The sequence below is a fragment of the Brevibacterium sp. 'Marine' genome (assembly GCF_012844365.1).
Taxonomy (GTDB): domain Bacteria; phylum Actinomycetota; class Actinomycetes; order Actinomycetales; family Brevibacteriaceae; genus Brevibacterium.
The window spans coordinates 4,082,726-4,097,241 of sequence record NZ_CP051626.1 but is presented as its reverse complement, the minus strand read 5'-3'; the positions used below and the strand labels follow the sequence as shown (position 1 = coordinate 4,097,241).

The 14,516-nt window shown below is 59.0% G+C and carries 13 protein-coding genes; 2 read left to right on the top strand and 11 right to left on the bottom strand.

The genetic code is table 11. The features are described from left to right. Positions 1–32: 32 nt before the first annotated feature. The 11 genes from HF684_RS18315 to HF684_RS18265 form a co-directional block, all read right to left on the bottom strand. Positions 33–1,673, bottom strand: a complete 1,641-nt coding sequence (locus tag HF684_RS18315) for a sulfite reductase flavoprotein subunit alpha (protein WP_169253650.1) — start codon at positions 1,671–1,673, stop codon at positions 33–35. 47 nt (positions 1,674–1,720) lie between these two features. Continuing rightward, positions 1,721–3,091 (bottom strand): aldehyde dehydrogenase family protein, encoded by a 1,371-nt coding sequence (locus HF684_RS18310; protein WP_169253649.1) that lies wholly within the window; start codon positions 3,089–3,091, stop codon positions 1,721–1,723. A 40-nt stretch (positions 3,092–3,131) separates the two neighbouring features. Then, on the bottom strand, positions 3,132–4,313 hold the full coding sequence (locus tag HF684_RS18305; RefSeq protein WP_169253648.1) for an NAD(P)/FAD-dependent oxidoreductase: 1,182 nt from the start codon (positions 4,311–4,313) through the stop codon (positions 3,132–3,134). Further along, the gene (locus HF684_RS18300; RefSeq protein ID WP_169253647.1) at positions 4,310–4,534 is read right to left on the bottom strand and encodes a ferredoxin; all 225 of its coding nucleotides are present in this window, start codon (positions 4,532–4,534) and stop codon (positions 4,310–4,312) included. Before HF684_RS18300 ends, HF684_RS18305 begins: the two co-directional genes overlap by 4 nt. Position 4,535: 1 nt before the next feature. After that, positions 4,536–5,807 (bottom strand): cytochrome P450, encoded by a 1,272-nt coding sequence (locus HF684_RS18295; protein WP_248279037.1) that lies wholly within the window; start codon positions 5,805–5,807, stop codon positions 4,536–4,538. Then, positions 5,710–6,450 (bottom strand): gamma-glutamyl-gamma-aminobutyrate hydrolase family protein, encoded by a 741-nt coding sequence (locus HF684_RS18290; protein ID WP_248279036.1) that lies wholly within the window; start codon positions 6,448–6,450, stop codon positions 5,710–5,712. Before HF684_RS18290 ends, HF684_RS18295 begins: the two co-directional genes overlap by 98 nt. Continuing rightward, the gene (locus tag HF684_RS18285) at positions 6,435–7,199 is read right to left on the bottom strand and encodes an SDR family oxidoreductase (protein ID WP_169253646.1); all 765 of its coding nucleotides are present in this window, start codon (positions 7,197–7,199) and stop codon (positions 6,435–6,437) included. Before HF684_RS18285 ends, HF684_RS18290 begins: the two co-directional genes overlap by 16 nt. 65 nt (positions 7,200–7,264) lie before the next feature. Then, positions 7,265–8,710 carry a glutamine synthetase family protein gene (locus tag HF684_RS18280; RefSeq protein WP_169253645.1) on the bottom strand — a complete coding sequence of 482 codons (1,446 nt, stop codon included), beginning with the start codon at positions 8,708–8,710 and terminating at the stop codon, positions 7,265–7,267. Between the two features lie 132 nt (positions 8,711–8,842). After that, the gene (locus HF684_RS18275) at positions 8,843–10,273 is read right to left on the bottom strand and encodes an APC family permease (RefSeq protein ID WP_248279035.1); all 1,431 of its coding nucleotides are present in this window, start codon (positions 10,271–10,273) and stop codon (positions 8,843–8,845) included. 331 nt (positions 10,274–10,604) lie between these two features. Beyond that, positions 10,605–11,288 (bottom strand): type 1 glutamine amidotransferase, encoded by a 684-nt coding sequence (locus HF684_RS18270; RefSeq protein ID WP_169253643.1) that lies wholly within the window; start codon positions 11,286–11,288, stop codon positions 10,605–10,607. A gap of 44 nt (positions 11,289–11,332) precedes the next feature. Next, complete coding sequence (locus HF684_RS18265; RefSeq protein WP_169253642.1) at positions 11,333–12,103, bottom strand: type 1 glutamine amidotransferase; 771 nt, start codon at positions 12,101–12,103, stop codon at positions 11,333–11,335. Positions 12,104–12,418: 315 nt separating this feature from the next. Here HF684_RS18265 and HF684_RS18260 point away from each other — a divergent pair, with 315 nt between their 5' ends. Then, on the top strand, positions 12,419–12,937 hold the full coding sequence (locus tag HF684_RS18260) for an HtaA domain-containing protein (RefSeq protein WP_169253641.1): 519 nt from the start codon (positions 12,419–12,421) through the stop codon (positions 12,935–12,937). Between the two features lie 79 nt (positions 12,938–13,016). After that, positions 13,017–14,516: an aldehyde dehydrogenase gene (locus HF684_RS18255; RefSeq protein ID WP_169253640.1), complete on the top strand. Its 1,500-nt coding sequence runs from the start codon at positions 13,017–13,019 to the stop codon at positions 14,514–14,516.

The window sequence follows — 14,516 nt, the reverse complement described above, 5'->3', positions numbered from 1 at the left end:
CGGGGCCCCACCGAAAACCGGACGGTTCCTTTTCAGTACACGTCTTTGACGTACCGCCCAGCAGCCTTGAGTTTGGCTATCTCGGTGCCGGCATAGATCGCATTCGCACCGTTGGCGATGATGTCCATGAGCGCCCGGTCGACGTCGCGGGCCATACGGTTCTTGTCACCGCAGACGAAGATGTACGCGCCTTCGTCGAGCCATTCCCGTATTTCGTCCGCCCGTTCGACCATCTCGTGGTGGACGTAATGCTTGTTCTCCTGATCTCGTGAGAACGCGAGACTGATCTGGCTGAGAAGACCTGCACCGTGCCACTCTTCGAATTCATCTTGATAGAGAAAATCATGCTCTCTCTCACGATCGCCGAAGAACAGCCAGTTCTGTCCCTTCGCCGGTGCGGCCTCACGGTGCCGTAGGAAGCCTCGAAACGGAGCGACGCCGACGCCGGGCCCGATCATGATCACAGGAGCATCGTCGTGCGGCAGTCGAAAATCGTGTGCTTCGAGCAGCTTGGTCCGGAATGGCTCCCCGGTTCGAGCCATGCGTTCGAGGAAGGCGCTGGCGACGCCGGAGTGGGTACGACCGTGAGCAGCGTACTCCACGCCGGAGACCGTGATATGCACTGAATTCGCATCTTGGGACGGACTCGATGAGATCGAATAGGCCCGATGCTGAATCGTGCGGAGTTCAGCAAGCACAGTCTTCAGCGGGACATCCAGGCAACCGAGTTCTCGGATGATGTCGAGGACGTCTCGATCCCACATCCAGTTCTCCAGAATGTCTCTGTCACCACGTTGAATGACATCGACTGCGTCCTTCGCTGTTTCATTCTCAGGACGCAGCTGGGCCAGGGCGAGAACCAGCCCGGGAAGCGGCAGGGACAGTTCGAAATCCTCGCGCAGGGCCGCCCTCAACGCCTTGTCCTCTCCACCGATTTCAATGGTCTCTGACTCTGCGGCGTCGAAAGCTTCCATCCACTCGGCGACAAGTTCCTCTGAGTTTTCGGGGAACACGGCGATCGAGTCTCCGGGCTGATACTCGAAGTCTTCGTCAAAGCTGAGCTCGTAGTGAGTCACACTCTTACTGGAGCCGGGGCCGGAGAGTCGGCGCGAAGCACTGACGCGAGTTGTGAAGACCCGGTCGCCTTCGGAGTCATCGGTCGGCTCGGGTCGAATGTCGGTCGTGAGTTCGCCCTGTTCCCAGGCGTCTGCTTCGCCGAGTGCTTCAAGTGCTTCGGGGTACCATTCCGCTGCTGTGAACTCGAAGTCGACGTCGCAGTCAATCGTTTCGATGACCTGCATGGCTCCGAGCTCCATGAGCTGGTCGTCGATGTCATGTGCTGCTTTGCAGAAGTCCTCGTACATGGAGTCTCCGATTGCCAGTACGGCATAGGGGAGTCCCTCGAGCGAATCCGGTTCGAGTCGTTGGAGCCACGCCCAGAAGCTTCCAGCGTTCGACGGCATATGACCATTGTCGTACGTGGAAGTCACGACCAGGAGTCGCTCGACCTTGTGGGTCTCCATCTGTGCCCAGTCGTCGAGACTCAAAAGGTCCGCGCTGGTTCCGGCCTTTTCCGCCGCATCGAGGATCTGGCTGGCCAGAAACTCTGCGTTTCCTGTCTCGCTGCCGAAGAGGATCGTGAGGTCGGAAGTAGTCGCTGACGTCTCGTCCACGGTGGCCTCCTTCATACTCGGCGTTGCTTCTGTTGTCTTCATTGTCATCACTCCGAACTGAGGAAGACTGACTTGAGTTCGGTGTATCCACGCAGCCCGTTCATGCCCAGTTCGCGGCCGAGACCTGACTGTTTGAACCCGCCGAACGGGGTTTGAACCCTCACGGAGGAGTTGGAGTTGACCGCGAGAGTGCCGGAATCGACCGCGCGTGCGACTCGCATGGCTCGTCCCAGATCTCCCGTCCAGATCGATCCGCTGAGGCCGTAGATGGTGTCGTTGGCCAAGCGTACGGCGTCATCTTCGGTGTCGAACGGAATGACGACTGCAATAGGCCCGAAGATCTCCTCACGGCTGCAGCGGCTGTCCGCCGTGTGGTCGATGCCGATGTGCGGAGCAAGCCAGTTTCCCGGCCCCTTAGGTGCATCCCCTTGGTAGATGAACTCAACGCCGTCGTCGTCGAGGAATTTCGCTACAGCGTCCCTGTGGGAAGACGAGACGAGAGGGCCGAGATCAGTATTTTCGTCGGCCGGATCGCCGACCTGCAGCGCCTTGGTCGCGGCTATGAATTCCTCGAGGAACTCGTCGAGCACGTCCCTTTGGACGAGAATCCGGCTGCGGGCACAGCAGTCCTGCCCGGTGTTGTCGAAGACCGCGCCGGGAGCCGATCGAGCGGCCTGGGAGATATCTGCGTCGGCGAAGACGATATTGGCTGACTTTCCGCCGAGTTCGAGAGTGACACGTTTGATGTCGTGAGCACTTGCATTGAGCACTGATCGGCCGACTTCTGTGGAGCCGGTGAAGCTGATCTTGTCCACCTGTGGATGATTGAGAAGGGCTTCACCGACGGTGCCTCCGCCACCGGTCACTACTTGAAGCAGTCCGGGAACGGGTGAGACCTCTTCGATGATTCGGCCCAAACGCAGGCTCGACAGCGGGGTGAGACTTGCCGGTTTCAGCACGACGGAGTTGCCGGCGGCCAGCGCTGGGGCGACGTTCCACGACGCGATCGGCAGCGGGAAGTTCCAAGGAGTGACTACCGCCACGACGCCGACAGGCTCGTGGATGGTGATCGTCATCCCTCCGTCGAGGGGTATCGAGTCGCCCGAGAGCTTGTCGATGGCGCCTGCGTAGTAGCGGAACACCTCGGCAACGCTCTGTGCCTCCGCGCGTGCGGAGCTGATGGGCTTGCCGACGTCGCGAGATTCGAGCTGGGCAAGTTCTTCGACGTGCTCGCCCACAGCTTCGGCCATTGCGTACAGCGCCGACTGTCGGGCAGCCAGCGTCAGTTTCGCCCATGTCCTCTGTGCATCTTTTGCCCGAACGACAGCCTCGGTGACTTCATCAGGTGTGAAGATCCTGACGTCGTCGAGGTGTTCCTCAGTGGCTGGGTTGGTTACGGCAAATGTGTTGACTGGCATGAGTCCTCGATCTTCATAGGTCCGAGCTCGACGCTGAGCGTCATGAGAGGGTGTCCGATTGGGGAGCGGTCATCGACGCCATCAGCAGTCGAGCGATCTGCGGTTGGGCATTGACGCCGATCCAACTGTCATCTGTGCTGGCATCAGAAACGCGGTACAGGGCTCTGTTGCGGTCGGGATTAGTCGAATCCAGTGCGACAACGCCTGTTGGACTCACCTGACCGACGACCTGGACCTTTCTGCCGGCGACTTCGGTCCAGAAGTACGAGGCGCCGGTGGGTTCAGCCTCCGAGTCGAATAGGTGGTTGGCGAGCCCGATTCCCTGCTCGCGTGCTGCACTCCAGCTCTCGGTGCGGGATGGACGACCGGATTCGTCGAATCTCGTGGCAACATCGCCGATGGCGTATACGCCGCGTTGTGCCTGTCCGTCCGTTACTACGGCACCGAGCTCGTCGACGATCAGCATCCCGTCACTGAGCAGTCCGCTCTCGGTCAGCCAACCGACTGCCGGTCGCGCACCGACGGCGCTGATGACGATGTCAGAGCTGATCACTTCGCCGTCGTCGAGAGCGACCTCCCAACCATTGTCGGTTTCACGAACGGATTCGATGCCGACATCCCACCTCGGGACCACTCCGGCTTCGATGAGCCAAGTCGTGATCTCCTCTTTGAGGTGTCCTCCGAGAAGTCTCTCGAGCGGGCCCGAAGCCCGGTCGAGCACTGTGACTTTGACTCCGTTGCGGGACAGAGATGACGCAAGTTCGACTCCGATGGCTCCAGCACCGATGATGGTGACGGTATTTCCTTCGCCCACACAGCCGCGCAGTGCCCGTGCATCAGCAGCACTCCTGAGCACGACTGTGCCCTGCGGTTCGAACGGCAGCCGTGCTGGCTGCGCGCCACTTGCAATGACGAGGTTGTCGAACGGAACACGCAGCGTTGCTCCATCTCCGACCTCGCGGGCTTCGACCTCGCGTGCGATGAGATCGACTCCAGTGGCCTCGGCTCTGATGAACCGGACACTGAAGTCGTCCCAATCAACAGAGATCGACTCGACCTCTCCATCATCAAGATAGGCCTTTGACAATGGTGGACGGTCATAAGGCGCGTCGAGGTCGTGATCGATGACAGTCACGGTTCCGCTGTAGCTGCACTCCCGAGCCCGCTCAAGGAACGCAGTGGCCGCAACTGAAGCCCCGACAATGACGATCCCGTCACTCATGAGATGTCCTCATCCTTACCGTCCGCGCCTCGGACCTTGATGGCCCGCTCGGGGCAGTTGCGGATCGCCTTGCGCACCTTTTCTTCCGTATAGGACTGTTCTCGCCCTTCTACGACACGTGCGTAGCCCTCTTCTTCGTCGATTTCGAACGTCTCAGGTGCCAACATGTAGCAGCGGGCGTGGCCCTGGCACCGTGTCTGGTCGACATACAGTTCACCCATGTCACTGTCCTTTCTTGATACGCAGGGGCAGGGGACCGACCCCATGCCACGGAACGTCTTCTGCAAGTTCGAAGTCCGGCACTGTCGACAGGAAGTGCTCCAAAGCGATCACCAGTTCCTTACGTCCCAAGTTCGAGCCGAGGCACCGGTGCACACCTCCTCCGAAGGCAAGATGCCGGTTGTCCTCGCGTTCGATGTCGATCTCGTTTGGCTTGTCGAAGATCTGGGGGTCGCGGTTTCCAGCACCGAAGACGAGTACGGCCCGTTCGCCTGCCTTGATCGGCTGCCCCTGCACTTCGGTGTCTTTGAGGGCAGTACGAGCCATCGCCTGGACAGGCGAGAGTGTGCGCAGGAACTCTTCGGCTGCCGTAACGATGAGGTCCGGGTTGTCCCTGAGCTTCTGCTGACTTTCCGGATTCTGCGCGAGATACCACAGCGAGGAGCGAATCGCCCAAGCGGTGGTGTCGAGGCCCGCTACGAAGAGCAGGTAGCCATAGGAGAGGAGCTCATCGTCGGAGAGCTCCCGACCATCGACTTTCGAGTTCATCAACTGGTTCATGATGTCGTCGTACTCGCCGGGGTTCTTCCGGCGATCATCGATCAGGCGAGCCATGTATTCGTAGAGCTCGTCGCCGGCTGCGTGTGCGCGCTCGGGATCAGTAGTTCGATCGTAGATGATCTCGTCGATCCAGCGATCGAATTGCGGCCAGTCCTCTTCGGGGTAGCCTGCGATTCGGGAGAAGATGATCGTCGGCATCGGGCGGGCGAACAGCGCTGAGGCATTGACCACCGGGTCAGCCGAAGCGGCTTCCATGACGTCATCAGCAAGCTGCTGCGCAGTCTCATGCATGCCGGGTTCCAGCTTGCCGACAGCCATCGGTGTGAACTTCGGCAGGAGAAGCTTCCGATACGCCTTATGAGCCGGGGGATCGATATCGATCGGAATCAACGGTGTGTGGGTTCCGAAGGAAGGGAGCAGCATCGAAGGGCCCACCGACCAGGTGTCGGGGTCCTGCTCAGCGTCAAAGATGTCCTCGCTCTTGGCGATGTACCAGAATCCGCCATAGTTGGACGAGTAACCTACGGGCGCTGACTCCAGCATCGTTTCGTAGTCATCGAAGATGTTGTCCAGTGCTTCTCCGTGAAAGCCGAAGTCCGGTGCTGCGGTCTGCTGTTCAGACATAGCTGATTGCTCCTCTCGTGTTGTTTCTGCTGATGCCGCGCTCCACGATGTCCTCGAACAGAGCGCGATGGGTGGCTGAAGTGCGGGCAAGGTGCTCGGGGTGCCATTGCACGGCCAGGATGTCCTTCGCGGGGTCCTCGAATGCTTCGATCAGATCGTCGGCCCGAGCCGTTACGCGGAGTCCCTTGCCGAGAGTTGAGATCGCCTGATGGTGGTAGCTGTTGACTTCGATCTCTGTCGCACCCACAACCTGGGACAGTTTGCTGCCCGGCTCGACATCGACTGCGTGATGAAATGCATCGGATGCCACTGTCTGCCAATGCCCGTCGAGGTGGTTGTGCAGCTGCCCTCCTCTGAGGACATTGATGAGCTGCATTCCCCGGCAGATCGCCAATATCGGGATACCACGGGCTTCGGCCGCAGCGACGAGGGCAGTCTCGAAACGATCCCGGATCGGACTCATCCCATAGCTGGTCGAGTCGGGCTTCATCCCGTACATCTCTGGTGAAAGGTCGCCCCCTCCCGTGAGGACAAGGGCGTCGAATCCCCTGAGTGGATCATCAGGAATACGCTCGGTTGCGGGAAGAAGTGCGGGGCGACCGCCGGCGACTGCAATCGCTTCGGCGTATTCCATAACCTGCAAGGTTGAGTCACGAGGGCCGAAAGCGGATTTCTGTTCGCTTCGTTCGGCGGAGACAGCGATGAGCGGGGACGCCATCAGTACACCGTCCATCCGCCATCGATGAAGAGCGTTGTGCCAGTGATCCAACTTGCTTCCTCCGAGGACAGGAATGCAACACCGTTGGCAACGTCTTCGGGTTTTCCGATCCGGCCGAGAGGCGTGCGTTCGAGCAGCCAGTTCTTGACCGAGTCGTCTTTGAGTGCCTCGGCGGTGAATGGCGTTTCGATGTACCCGGGCGCGACGGCATTGACACGGATACCTGTTGCTGCACCTTCGACTGCGAGCGCTCGAGTGAGCTGCAGCAGTGCTCCCTTGGAAGCGTTGTAGTGGATCTGCGGATGCCCGCTGCTCGAGATGACGATGTGGGCCTCCACGGAGGTGATGTTGACGATTGACCTGGTGTGATCACCCTGGTCGACGTTGAGCAGTTCCCTCGCTTCTCGTGACACGAGGAAGGGCCCAGTGGAGTTGACAGCGAACACTTGGTCCCATTCGTCCTTCGACAAGTTCTCGAAGGTGCCGAACTTCACGATTCCGGCATTGTTCACCAGAGCATCGAGTCGACCGAATTCTCGCTTCACGATGCCGAACCCGTCGTGGAGCGAAGCTTCGTCGGTGACGTTGGCTTCTATGCGAAGCACATCATCATGGTCACCGAAGACCTTGTCGAGTGCGTCCTTGTTGAGGTCGATTGCTGCGACCTTCGCGCCTTCTTGCAGCAGCTTCTCAGCGATTGCACGTCCATTGCCGGATGCTGCGCCGGTGACAGCTGCGAAGCGGTTTTCGAGTCGATTGGTCATGAGTAACTCTGTCCTTCAGTGAGTGGGGTGATGATGAGTATGAGCAGGAGAATTCGTACAGGTGCTCAGATGTGCTCGATGTAGCGCTGGATTTCCCAGTCGGTGACGGTGGTTTCGTATCCTTTGATCTCCCACCGCCGTGTTTCGGTGAAGTGGTTGACGAACTCGTCTCCGAAGAGTTCTCTGGCAACAGTGCTGGTCTCGAAGAGATCAACGGCCTTGGTCAGAGTTTCGGGCAGACTCACGTTGTCTTCACCTTGGATAGCGTAGGCATTGCCTTCTACCGGTGAGGGGGCGGTCAATCCCTTCTCGACGCCGTTGAGTCCCGCTGCAAGGCCGCCGGCGATCGCCAGGTAGGGGTTAGCGTCGGCTCCGGGAACACGGTTCTCGACGCGCGCTGCCGATCCCGCGGCGGGAATTGACCGAACCGCAACAGTTCGGTTGTCGAAACCCCACGTGGCGCTCGAGCCAGCCCACTGGCCGCCTTCGATTCGCTTGTAGGAATTGACTGTCGGCAGGTAGAGGGCCGTGAAGTCCTTCGCGGCATCGACTATGCCCGCCAGATAGTTCATTCCGACTGCGGACAAGGACGAAGGGTCAGCTTCGTTGGCGAATGCTGGAGAGCCGTCCAAGCGGTTGAGGCTCTGGTGAACGTGGCCGGACGACCCAGCATGCTCGTTGTTGATTTTGGCCATGAAAGAAGCGGTGTAGCCATGCTCGGCCGCGACTTCCTTGACTGTGTGCTTGAGAATGAGCGCACTGTCTGCGGCATTGACGGCGTCGCTGTAATGGATGTTCACTTCGAACTGGCCAGGTCCGTTTTCGCTGTTGCTCGCTTCGATGAAGACACCCATCTCAGCGAGACGGCGACGGATTTTGCCGAGGAGGAATTCCGATCCGGTATCGCGGTACACGCTGTAGGTGTGGCAGCCGACAGAATAGGGCTCGAGGTCGCGCCAGCCCTTACGGGCGTTCTCACGCGGAGTGCCTTCGAACAGATAGAATTCGAACTCATAAGCGGCAATCGGCTCATAGCCGATCGAGCGGGCCCTCTCTACCAGCTTCTTCAGGATGGTTCTCGGTGCGATTGACAGCGGCTGACCGGTTTTGTCGTAGAAGTCGCCGATGACGACAGCAGCGCCGGGTTCGTCAGCTGCCAAACGCAGGGTGGACAGCTCGGGGCGAAGATTGATGTCCGGGTATCCGGTGTGCATTCCCGTGTAGGTCAGATCGGGAATCGGCTCGTCGAGGAGATCCCAGCCGAAGAGGATGTTGCAGATATTGGATCCTGCTTTATGTGCGGCCGAGAGGAAGTAGTCAGCAGAAACACGTTTGCCTCGCCAAACGCCGTCGAGGTCGACCGAGCCCATCTTGACCACATTGATGTCGTTGTCGCGGATGAAGTCTTCGACAAATTTCTGGGCTTCTTCAGGACGCTCTGCTGCGTTGATCTCTTCGGCACTGGGCTCGAGAGTCTGAACCTCGTTGTTCACGGTGTTTCCTTCTTTCATCGTCTTCATTGATTCTGATGTGTTCTGACCGTATCGGTCGGCTGAGTGAGTGTTATGTGCGGTGAGCACACGCTCTACTTCGACAGCGTGCATACTGCCTCTGTTCGGAATGAGAGGGGTGCGTTGCGCTGGTCAGAGCGTGGTCGCGGTGCTACCTGGAATCGGCTCTTCGGCCATAGATTCCTCTTCCTCATCGTCATAGACTCGGCCGATCTGAAGGTAGATCTGAGGCTTCTTCGCTCGGAGATAGAGGGCATAGATGATGCCTCCTACGAAAATGATTCCGACATAGAGGGGAATCAGGTTGAGTGCCAAGATGTCGTGTTCGGCGAGGAACGGGATATAGATCGTCAGGAGAACGAGTACAACTGCTTGTGCGATTGCGCCGAGAGCCGGTGCAATGAGCGTCTTCCAGTAGTCTCCGATGCCTCGTCTGCCGATCTTGAAGAAGTAGCCGATCACTGCGATCGAGACTGTCATCTGAACGAACACGACGGCAGCTGTGCAGAAGATCGGCAGCCATGTGCCAAGGTGCAGCAGGGGGTCAGCCCCAAGAGATGCAAAGATTGCCACTGTGATGATCGCGATGCCTGCCTGAACACCATTGGCGATATAGGGAGATTTGTGGCTTGGGTGAGTACGTCCGAGACGGCTCGGAAGGATACCGTCACGTCCCATTGAGAACAGGTAGCGCGAGGCGTTGTTGTGGAACGCGAAAGAGCAGGCGAAGAAGCCTGTGATGACGAGGAAGTCCATGAGCACTCCGACAATGGGCCAGGTGTACATATCGGCGAGGACGAAGAAGTACTCGCCGACGAGATTGCCGGCCTGAGTCTGCGTTTCATCACCGAATCCGACGACTCCCGAATAGGCCGCGAAAGCATAGAACAGGCCCAGGGTGATGACGGCGATATAGGTCGCCCGGGGTACCGACTCCTTGGGATCTGTGGTCTCTTCCCCATAAATTGCCGTGGTTTCAAAGCCGATCCATGACCAGAAGGCGAAGAAGAACCCGATGCCGACTGCGGGGGCGGTCAGCCATCCAGCAGGATTGAAGGCCTGGGGCACCTGGCCGTCTGTTCCACCGCTGATGATGATTGCCGTCGCCAGTATGAAGACGATGAGGACTTCGAGGCCGAGGGCGATTCCGAGAACACGGCCGGTGACTGTGACCTTGAAGTACGAGATCACGAACATCAGTGCCAGTCCGGCGATGCTGCAGATCCACCAGGGTATTTCGAGTGAAAGATACTTGGCCAGCATCGATGATGTGAAGTATCCGAACCCGCCGCTGATGGCGGGAGCGATCATGGCGTAAGCCAGCATGATGGTCCAGCCGGTCCCGAGTCCGACGGGGCGTCCCAAGCCTTGGGTGCTGAAATTGTAGAATGCACCCGCTGCTGTGATCCGTTTGGCCATCTGCGCGAAACCGATCGCGAACAGCAGGAGGATGAGCGTTGCCGCCAAATACGTGATCGGTGCGGTGATTCCAGCTCCGAACGCGAAAGAGATAGGGATGTAGGTCGATACGACGACAAGCGGCGCCGCCGCTGCTGTCACCATGAGGACGATTGTGACGAATCGGATCGACCCCTTCATCAGATTCGTTGATGCGGCTCTGCCGTCAGTCGGCGGCAGAGTCGTCGTTGACTTTTTCAGCTGTGACATAGCGAATTGCCTCTCCGTTGAGAATGTCGCATCTAGCCGGCGCAGGAAGTTCAGTGGCTCATTCCCTGGCGCTGTTTGAACAGGAGCATGATGCGTGTCGACAACCTATTCCTCGGAGAGCTGCATCACAGTGGTCATCGTGAACACATTTATGGGTCTGATAGTGCACACGTTCCAACGGCAATTGGATCGGAACCGAGTCTGAGAATTGTCCGTCGCCGGGATGTCAGTGTGATGTCGTGTCGTTCACAGTGGCGAGGAAGTGGTCTGCGAGCATCTTCGTCGATTGCGCAATTTCGCTGTCGCGTTCTTCGAACTCGCGGATCTTGTCCGCGAGCATCTGGTTCTCGTCGTCGTTTCGAGCTTCGAGTCGACACCACTGCCGGAATCGTGTAGGAGTGGTTTCCGGGTGGAACTGGACACCGACGGCCGAACCGATGCGGAACACTTGATGGGGATAGGTTCGGCCCTTGCCCAGGAGCACCGAGTCTGCGGGAAGTGCAGAAACGCCGTCGGAGTGAGATCCGCAAGCAGTGAACGGTGACGCGAGTCCAGAAATGACCGGGTCTGTATCCGCGTGTTCGGTCCAGTCGACTTCGACCAAGCCATGTTCAGGGCCGCGGTCACTCGAAATCTCGACTTCCCCGCCGAACGCCGTTGCCAGCAGCTGTGCGCCGAGACAGATCCCGAGGACCGGCAGTCCCGAGCCGACGCAAGTCCGATAGAGCCGGCGAATATCTTCGAGCCAAGGATGATCGTCGTCCGCTAGAGCATTCATCTGCCCGCCCATGACGACCAAGGCGTCGACATCGACCTGGTGAGGAATCGGTTCGCCGAGATGAGGCCGCAGCACTCTCACGTCGGCGCCGGCAGCCCGGAACCATTCGGCAAATCGTTCGGGCGGGCCCATAGGGTCGGGTTCGATGATGAGGATATGGACTGCGGAATCTGAGGTCACAGAGCCTCCTTCGCCTGCTCGATTGTCATTGCTGAGCTTCTCAGCAGGGAGATGAAGTTGGCTGCTATGCGGTTGCTGCTGAGTTCGACACGCGAATCCTCATCGTCAAACCTCTGCGCTATCGCTTCCAGATCTTCTTTGGTCGCTGCGCCGAGAGACTCGGCGATCCGATTCCATCTGCGCAGGCGACTCGGCGTGATTTCCGGGTGGAACTGAACTCCCCATGACGTGCCTGTCCGAAAGGCTTGGTGCAGATAGGTTTCGCCATCGGCCAACCACTGTGCTTCAGGGGGCAGGCGGGTGATGGCGTCCATGTGAAAGGACGGAGCGAGGAAAGACGTATCCACATCATTGAAGAGTGGATCCCGTTCGGCATCGTGACGAAGTTGGACGGAGATGAGACCGATCTCAAAACCGTCTTCCCCGGGTTCGACCGTGCCTCCCATCGCCTGTGCAAGCAGTTGTGCCCCGAGACAGATTCCTAAGCTCGGAATACTGTCGTGATGAGCGCTTCGCTGCAGCGAACGGATGTCTGCCAGCCACGGGTGGTGCTCATCGTCCAGGGCACTGAGCTCGCCGCCGAGAACGATGAGACCATCGTGATCCAACTTCGTCGGAAGCTTCTGACCTCGGTGAGGTCTGAAGACCTCAACCTGCACGGCCGCGTCGGCGAGCCAGCCGGAGAATCGGTCGAGATCACATTTCTCGTCACATTCGATGACGAGCAGAGAGGCCTCCCTGCTTCTCAACCGATCGTTTTCAGTCACTGATCATTCTCCTCTGCTTGTGGTCGATATCTGACTGCAGATGCCCGATCTGTGTCTTCGCCATCGGGCGGTGGTTGCAGACGCAACGCTGTGCATCACAAATAAGTGTTCTCATCATCAGAGTCACACGTTCGAAGCGCAAAGTGATGTGCAGCGCGCACAGCCCACCTCATCAGTATGTATTGGAACGCCATAGTTCAATATGCAGAATCCGAGAAGCTGGGTATCAACCACTTCAAAGCAGAAGAGAAGTTGCGGACCCTTCGCACATTCTGTGGCGGAGAAGCGCCGTGAACCGAGATTGCGGAGGTCTACGTGTCCACTCCTTCAGCACACCGACGTGCCGATGTTGGATTCGCCTGGGCGGTGAAGTCCAGCTTCGTCAACTACATCAGAAGCTCGCACGACGGGAGCATTGAGATCGACGATGGTGCAGCGATCACACCCTCCTCCGAATTCCATTTCGAACTGGAATCAGTAGGTGCGGACCGAAGCCTCGGTCAGTTCGCTTTCAATGGCGAAGTTCGTTTCCGCGCTCACCTGGGCTTCCTATCCATCGACCTCAGGAATCCGAGAATCGTCATGAGGCGGGAAACCGCCGAGCTGGCTGTCGAGGATGGCGACGGAGGCTGGCTTCATCTTGCTCATCTCAGCCTTCCCGAACCGATCAATGAGGGGGCAGTGACCATGTGGGCGGAGGCTCCAGCCACTCTGTCGGAAGAGGGCGCTGAGCTCTTCGGCGGTTCATACAGCGCGGGAGAGCAACTTGCGCCTCTGACCATGCGGTTGCCAACAGCCGCACTAGCTCCAGCTGACACAGGGATGAGCGGATGAGGTCGGGATCACTCGAACCAGATTCGCTATGACTCCTCAATCGCCATTTCACGAGACTCCCAGAGACAAGGATTGCCCGATGACCGCATCGCCCAACATCAGTGAATCCTCAAGACCCTCCGCTCCGGCCATCGAGCAGCGCGCTTACATCGCCGGAGAATGGGTGAGGCTGCCGGCGGGCGAACGTTCGCTGAACGATCCGAACACTGGAGAAGTTCGGCAGCCCGTTCGGTACGCCTCTCGGGCCCAGGTGGAACGTGCACTGGCAACAGCCGCCGCTGCTCATGATGCGGAAACGATCGACGCTTTCCCGTGGGAGAAGAGGATCGAGCTGCTTCGACAGACAGCCGATCGCATCGATCGACGGCAGGCCGAAATCGCGATTCAGGACTCAATGGACACTGGAGTCCCGATCTCGACAACCCGCACCATCTCGAGCGCACTCGGCGACAGAGTGCGATCCGCAGCCGATGAAGCGGAATCGCTGGGTCAGCACGAGGTCTTGGACCACGACGGCAGAAACGTCGTGATCATGCGCAAGCCGCTGGGGCCAGCACTCATCATCGCTCCATGGAATGCGCCGACATTCACCGCCGTCGGCAAAATCGCTGCTGCGGTAGCCGCCGGCTGTCCCGTGATTCTCAAGCCATCGGAAAACGCTCCGAATGGTTGCCAGATCCTCGTCGAGTGTTTCGTTGAGGCGATGGAGTCCATGGGGTATCCGCTGACTGCTATTCAATTGGTGCACGGGTCAGGTGAAGTCGGTTCGTGGTTGTCGGCTGATGAACGAATAGAAGCAGTTTCGTTCACGGGAGGGGACGTTGCCGGACGATCGGTGGCGCAAGCGGCCGCCGGCAATCTGGCCGTCATGCAGATGGAGCTCGGTTCGAACAATCCGGTGATCGTTCTCGACGATGCCGACCTGGATGTGACTGCCCGATCCATCGTGCGGGGTATGACGCGCCTCAACGGTCAGTGGTGCGAAGCTCCGGGGAAGGTCTTGGTGCCCAGCGCCAGACACGATGAGCTGGTGGAGGCGATGGCGGCGGAGATCGCTGCGCTCGTTGTCGGGCATGGGCTTGATACGACAACCGAAGTGGGGCCGATGGCCTTCGAGCGCCATTACCAAGGACTCCAGAACGCGGTGGAGCGGCTGAAGCACCTCGGCGGTACTGTGACTGCCGGGGCCGATCTCCCACCGTTGGACGGATGGTTCCTCTCGCCCGGAATCATCACTGGGTGCACGGCCGATCAAGCAGTGGACGAACTGTTCGGTCCTCTTGTGACGATTCACCCTGTCGCGTCGACAGACGAGGCGATACGCCTGGCGAATGGTCCGCGGACAGGGCTCGACGCGTTTGTCTTCGGCAGTGATTCCGAAAAGGCGCTCGACGTCGCGGCACGCATTCGAGCGGGGGAAGTGCGGGTCAACGGAACCTTTATGAGTGATTTGGCTCCGGGGTCGCAGCAGACGTTCTGGGCGGACAGCGGAATCGGAGGGCATACTGCCGAAAGCGGAGTGAAGTTCTTCCTCGGCCAGCGAGTCATCGGCGTGGACAGTGCCTCTGCACCGCTCTGA

Bases quoted from the DNA above. Each gene is read 5' to 3' on its own strand.
- HF684_RS18280 (WP_169253645.1), bottom strand. From the start codon at position 8,710: ATGAAAGAAGGAAACACCGTGAACAACGAGGTTCAGACTCTCGAGCCC.
- HF684_RS18285 (WP_169253646.1), bottom strand. From the start codon at position 7,199: ATGACCAATCGACTCGAAAACCGCTTCGCAGCTGTCACCGGCGCAGCA.
- HF684_RS18310 (WP_169253649.1), bottom strand. From the start codon at position 3,091: ATGCCAGTCAACACATTTGCCGTAACCAACCCAGCCACTGAGGAACAC.
- HF684_RS18255 (WP_169253640.1), top strand. From the start codon at position 13,017: ATGACCGCATCGCCCAACATCAGTGAATCCTCAAGACCCTCCGCTCCG.
- HF684_RS18300 (WP_169253647.1), bottom strand. From the start codon at position 4,534: ATGGGTGAACTGTATGTCGACCAGACACGGTGCCAGGGCCACGCCCGC.
- HF684_RS18290 (WP_248279036.1), bottom strand. From the start codon at position 6,450: ATGGACGGTGTACTGATGGCGTCCCCGCTCATCGCTGTCTCCGCCGAA.
- HF684_RS18275 (WP_248279035.1), bottom strand. From the start codon at position 10,273: ATGGTGACAGCAGCGGCGGCGCCGCTTGTCGTCGTATCGACCTACATC.
- HF684_RS18305 (WP_169253648.1), bottom strand. From the start codon at position 4,313: ATGAGTGACGGGATCGTCATTGTCGGGGCTTCAGTTGCGGCCACTGCG.
- HF684_RS18270 (WP_169253643.1), bottom strand. From the start codon at position 11,288: ATGGGCCCGCCCGAACGATTTGCCGAATGGTTCCGGGCTGCCGGCGCC.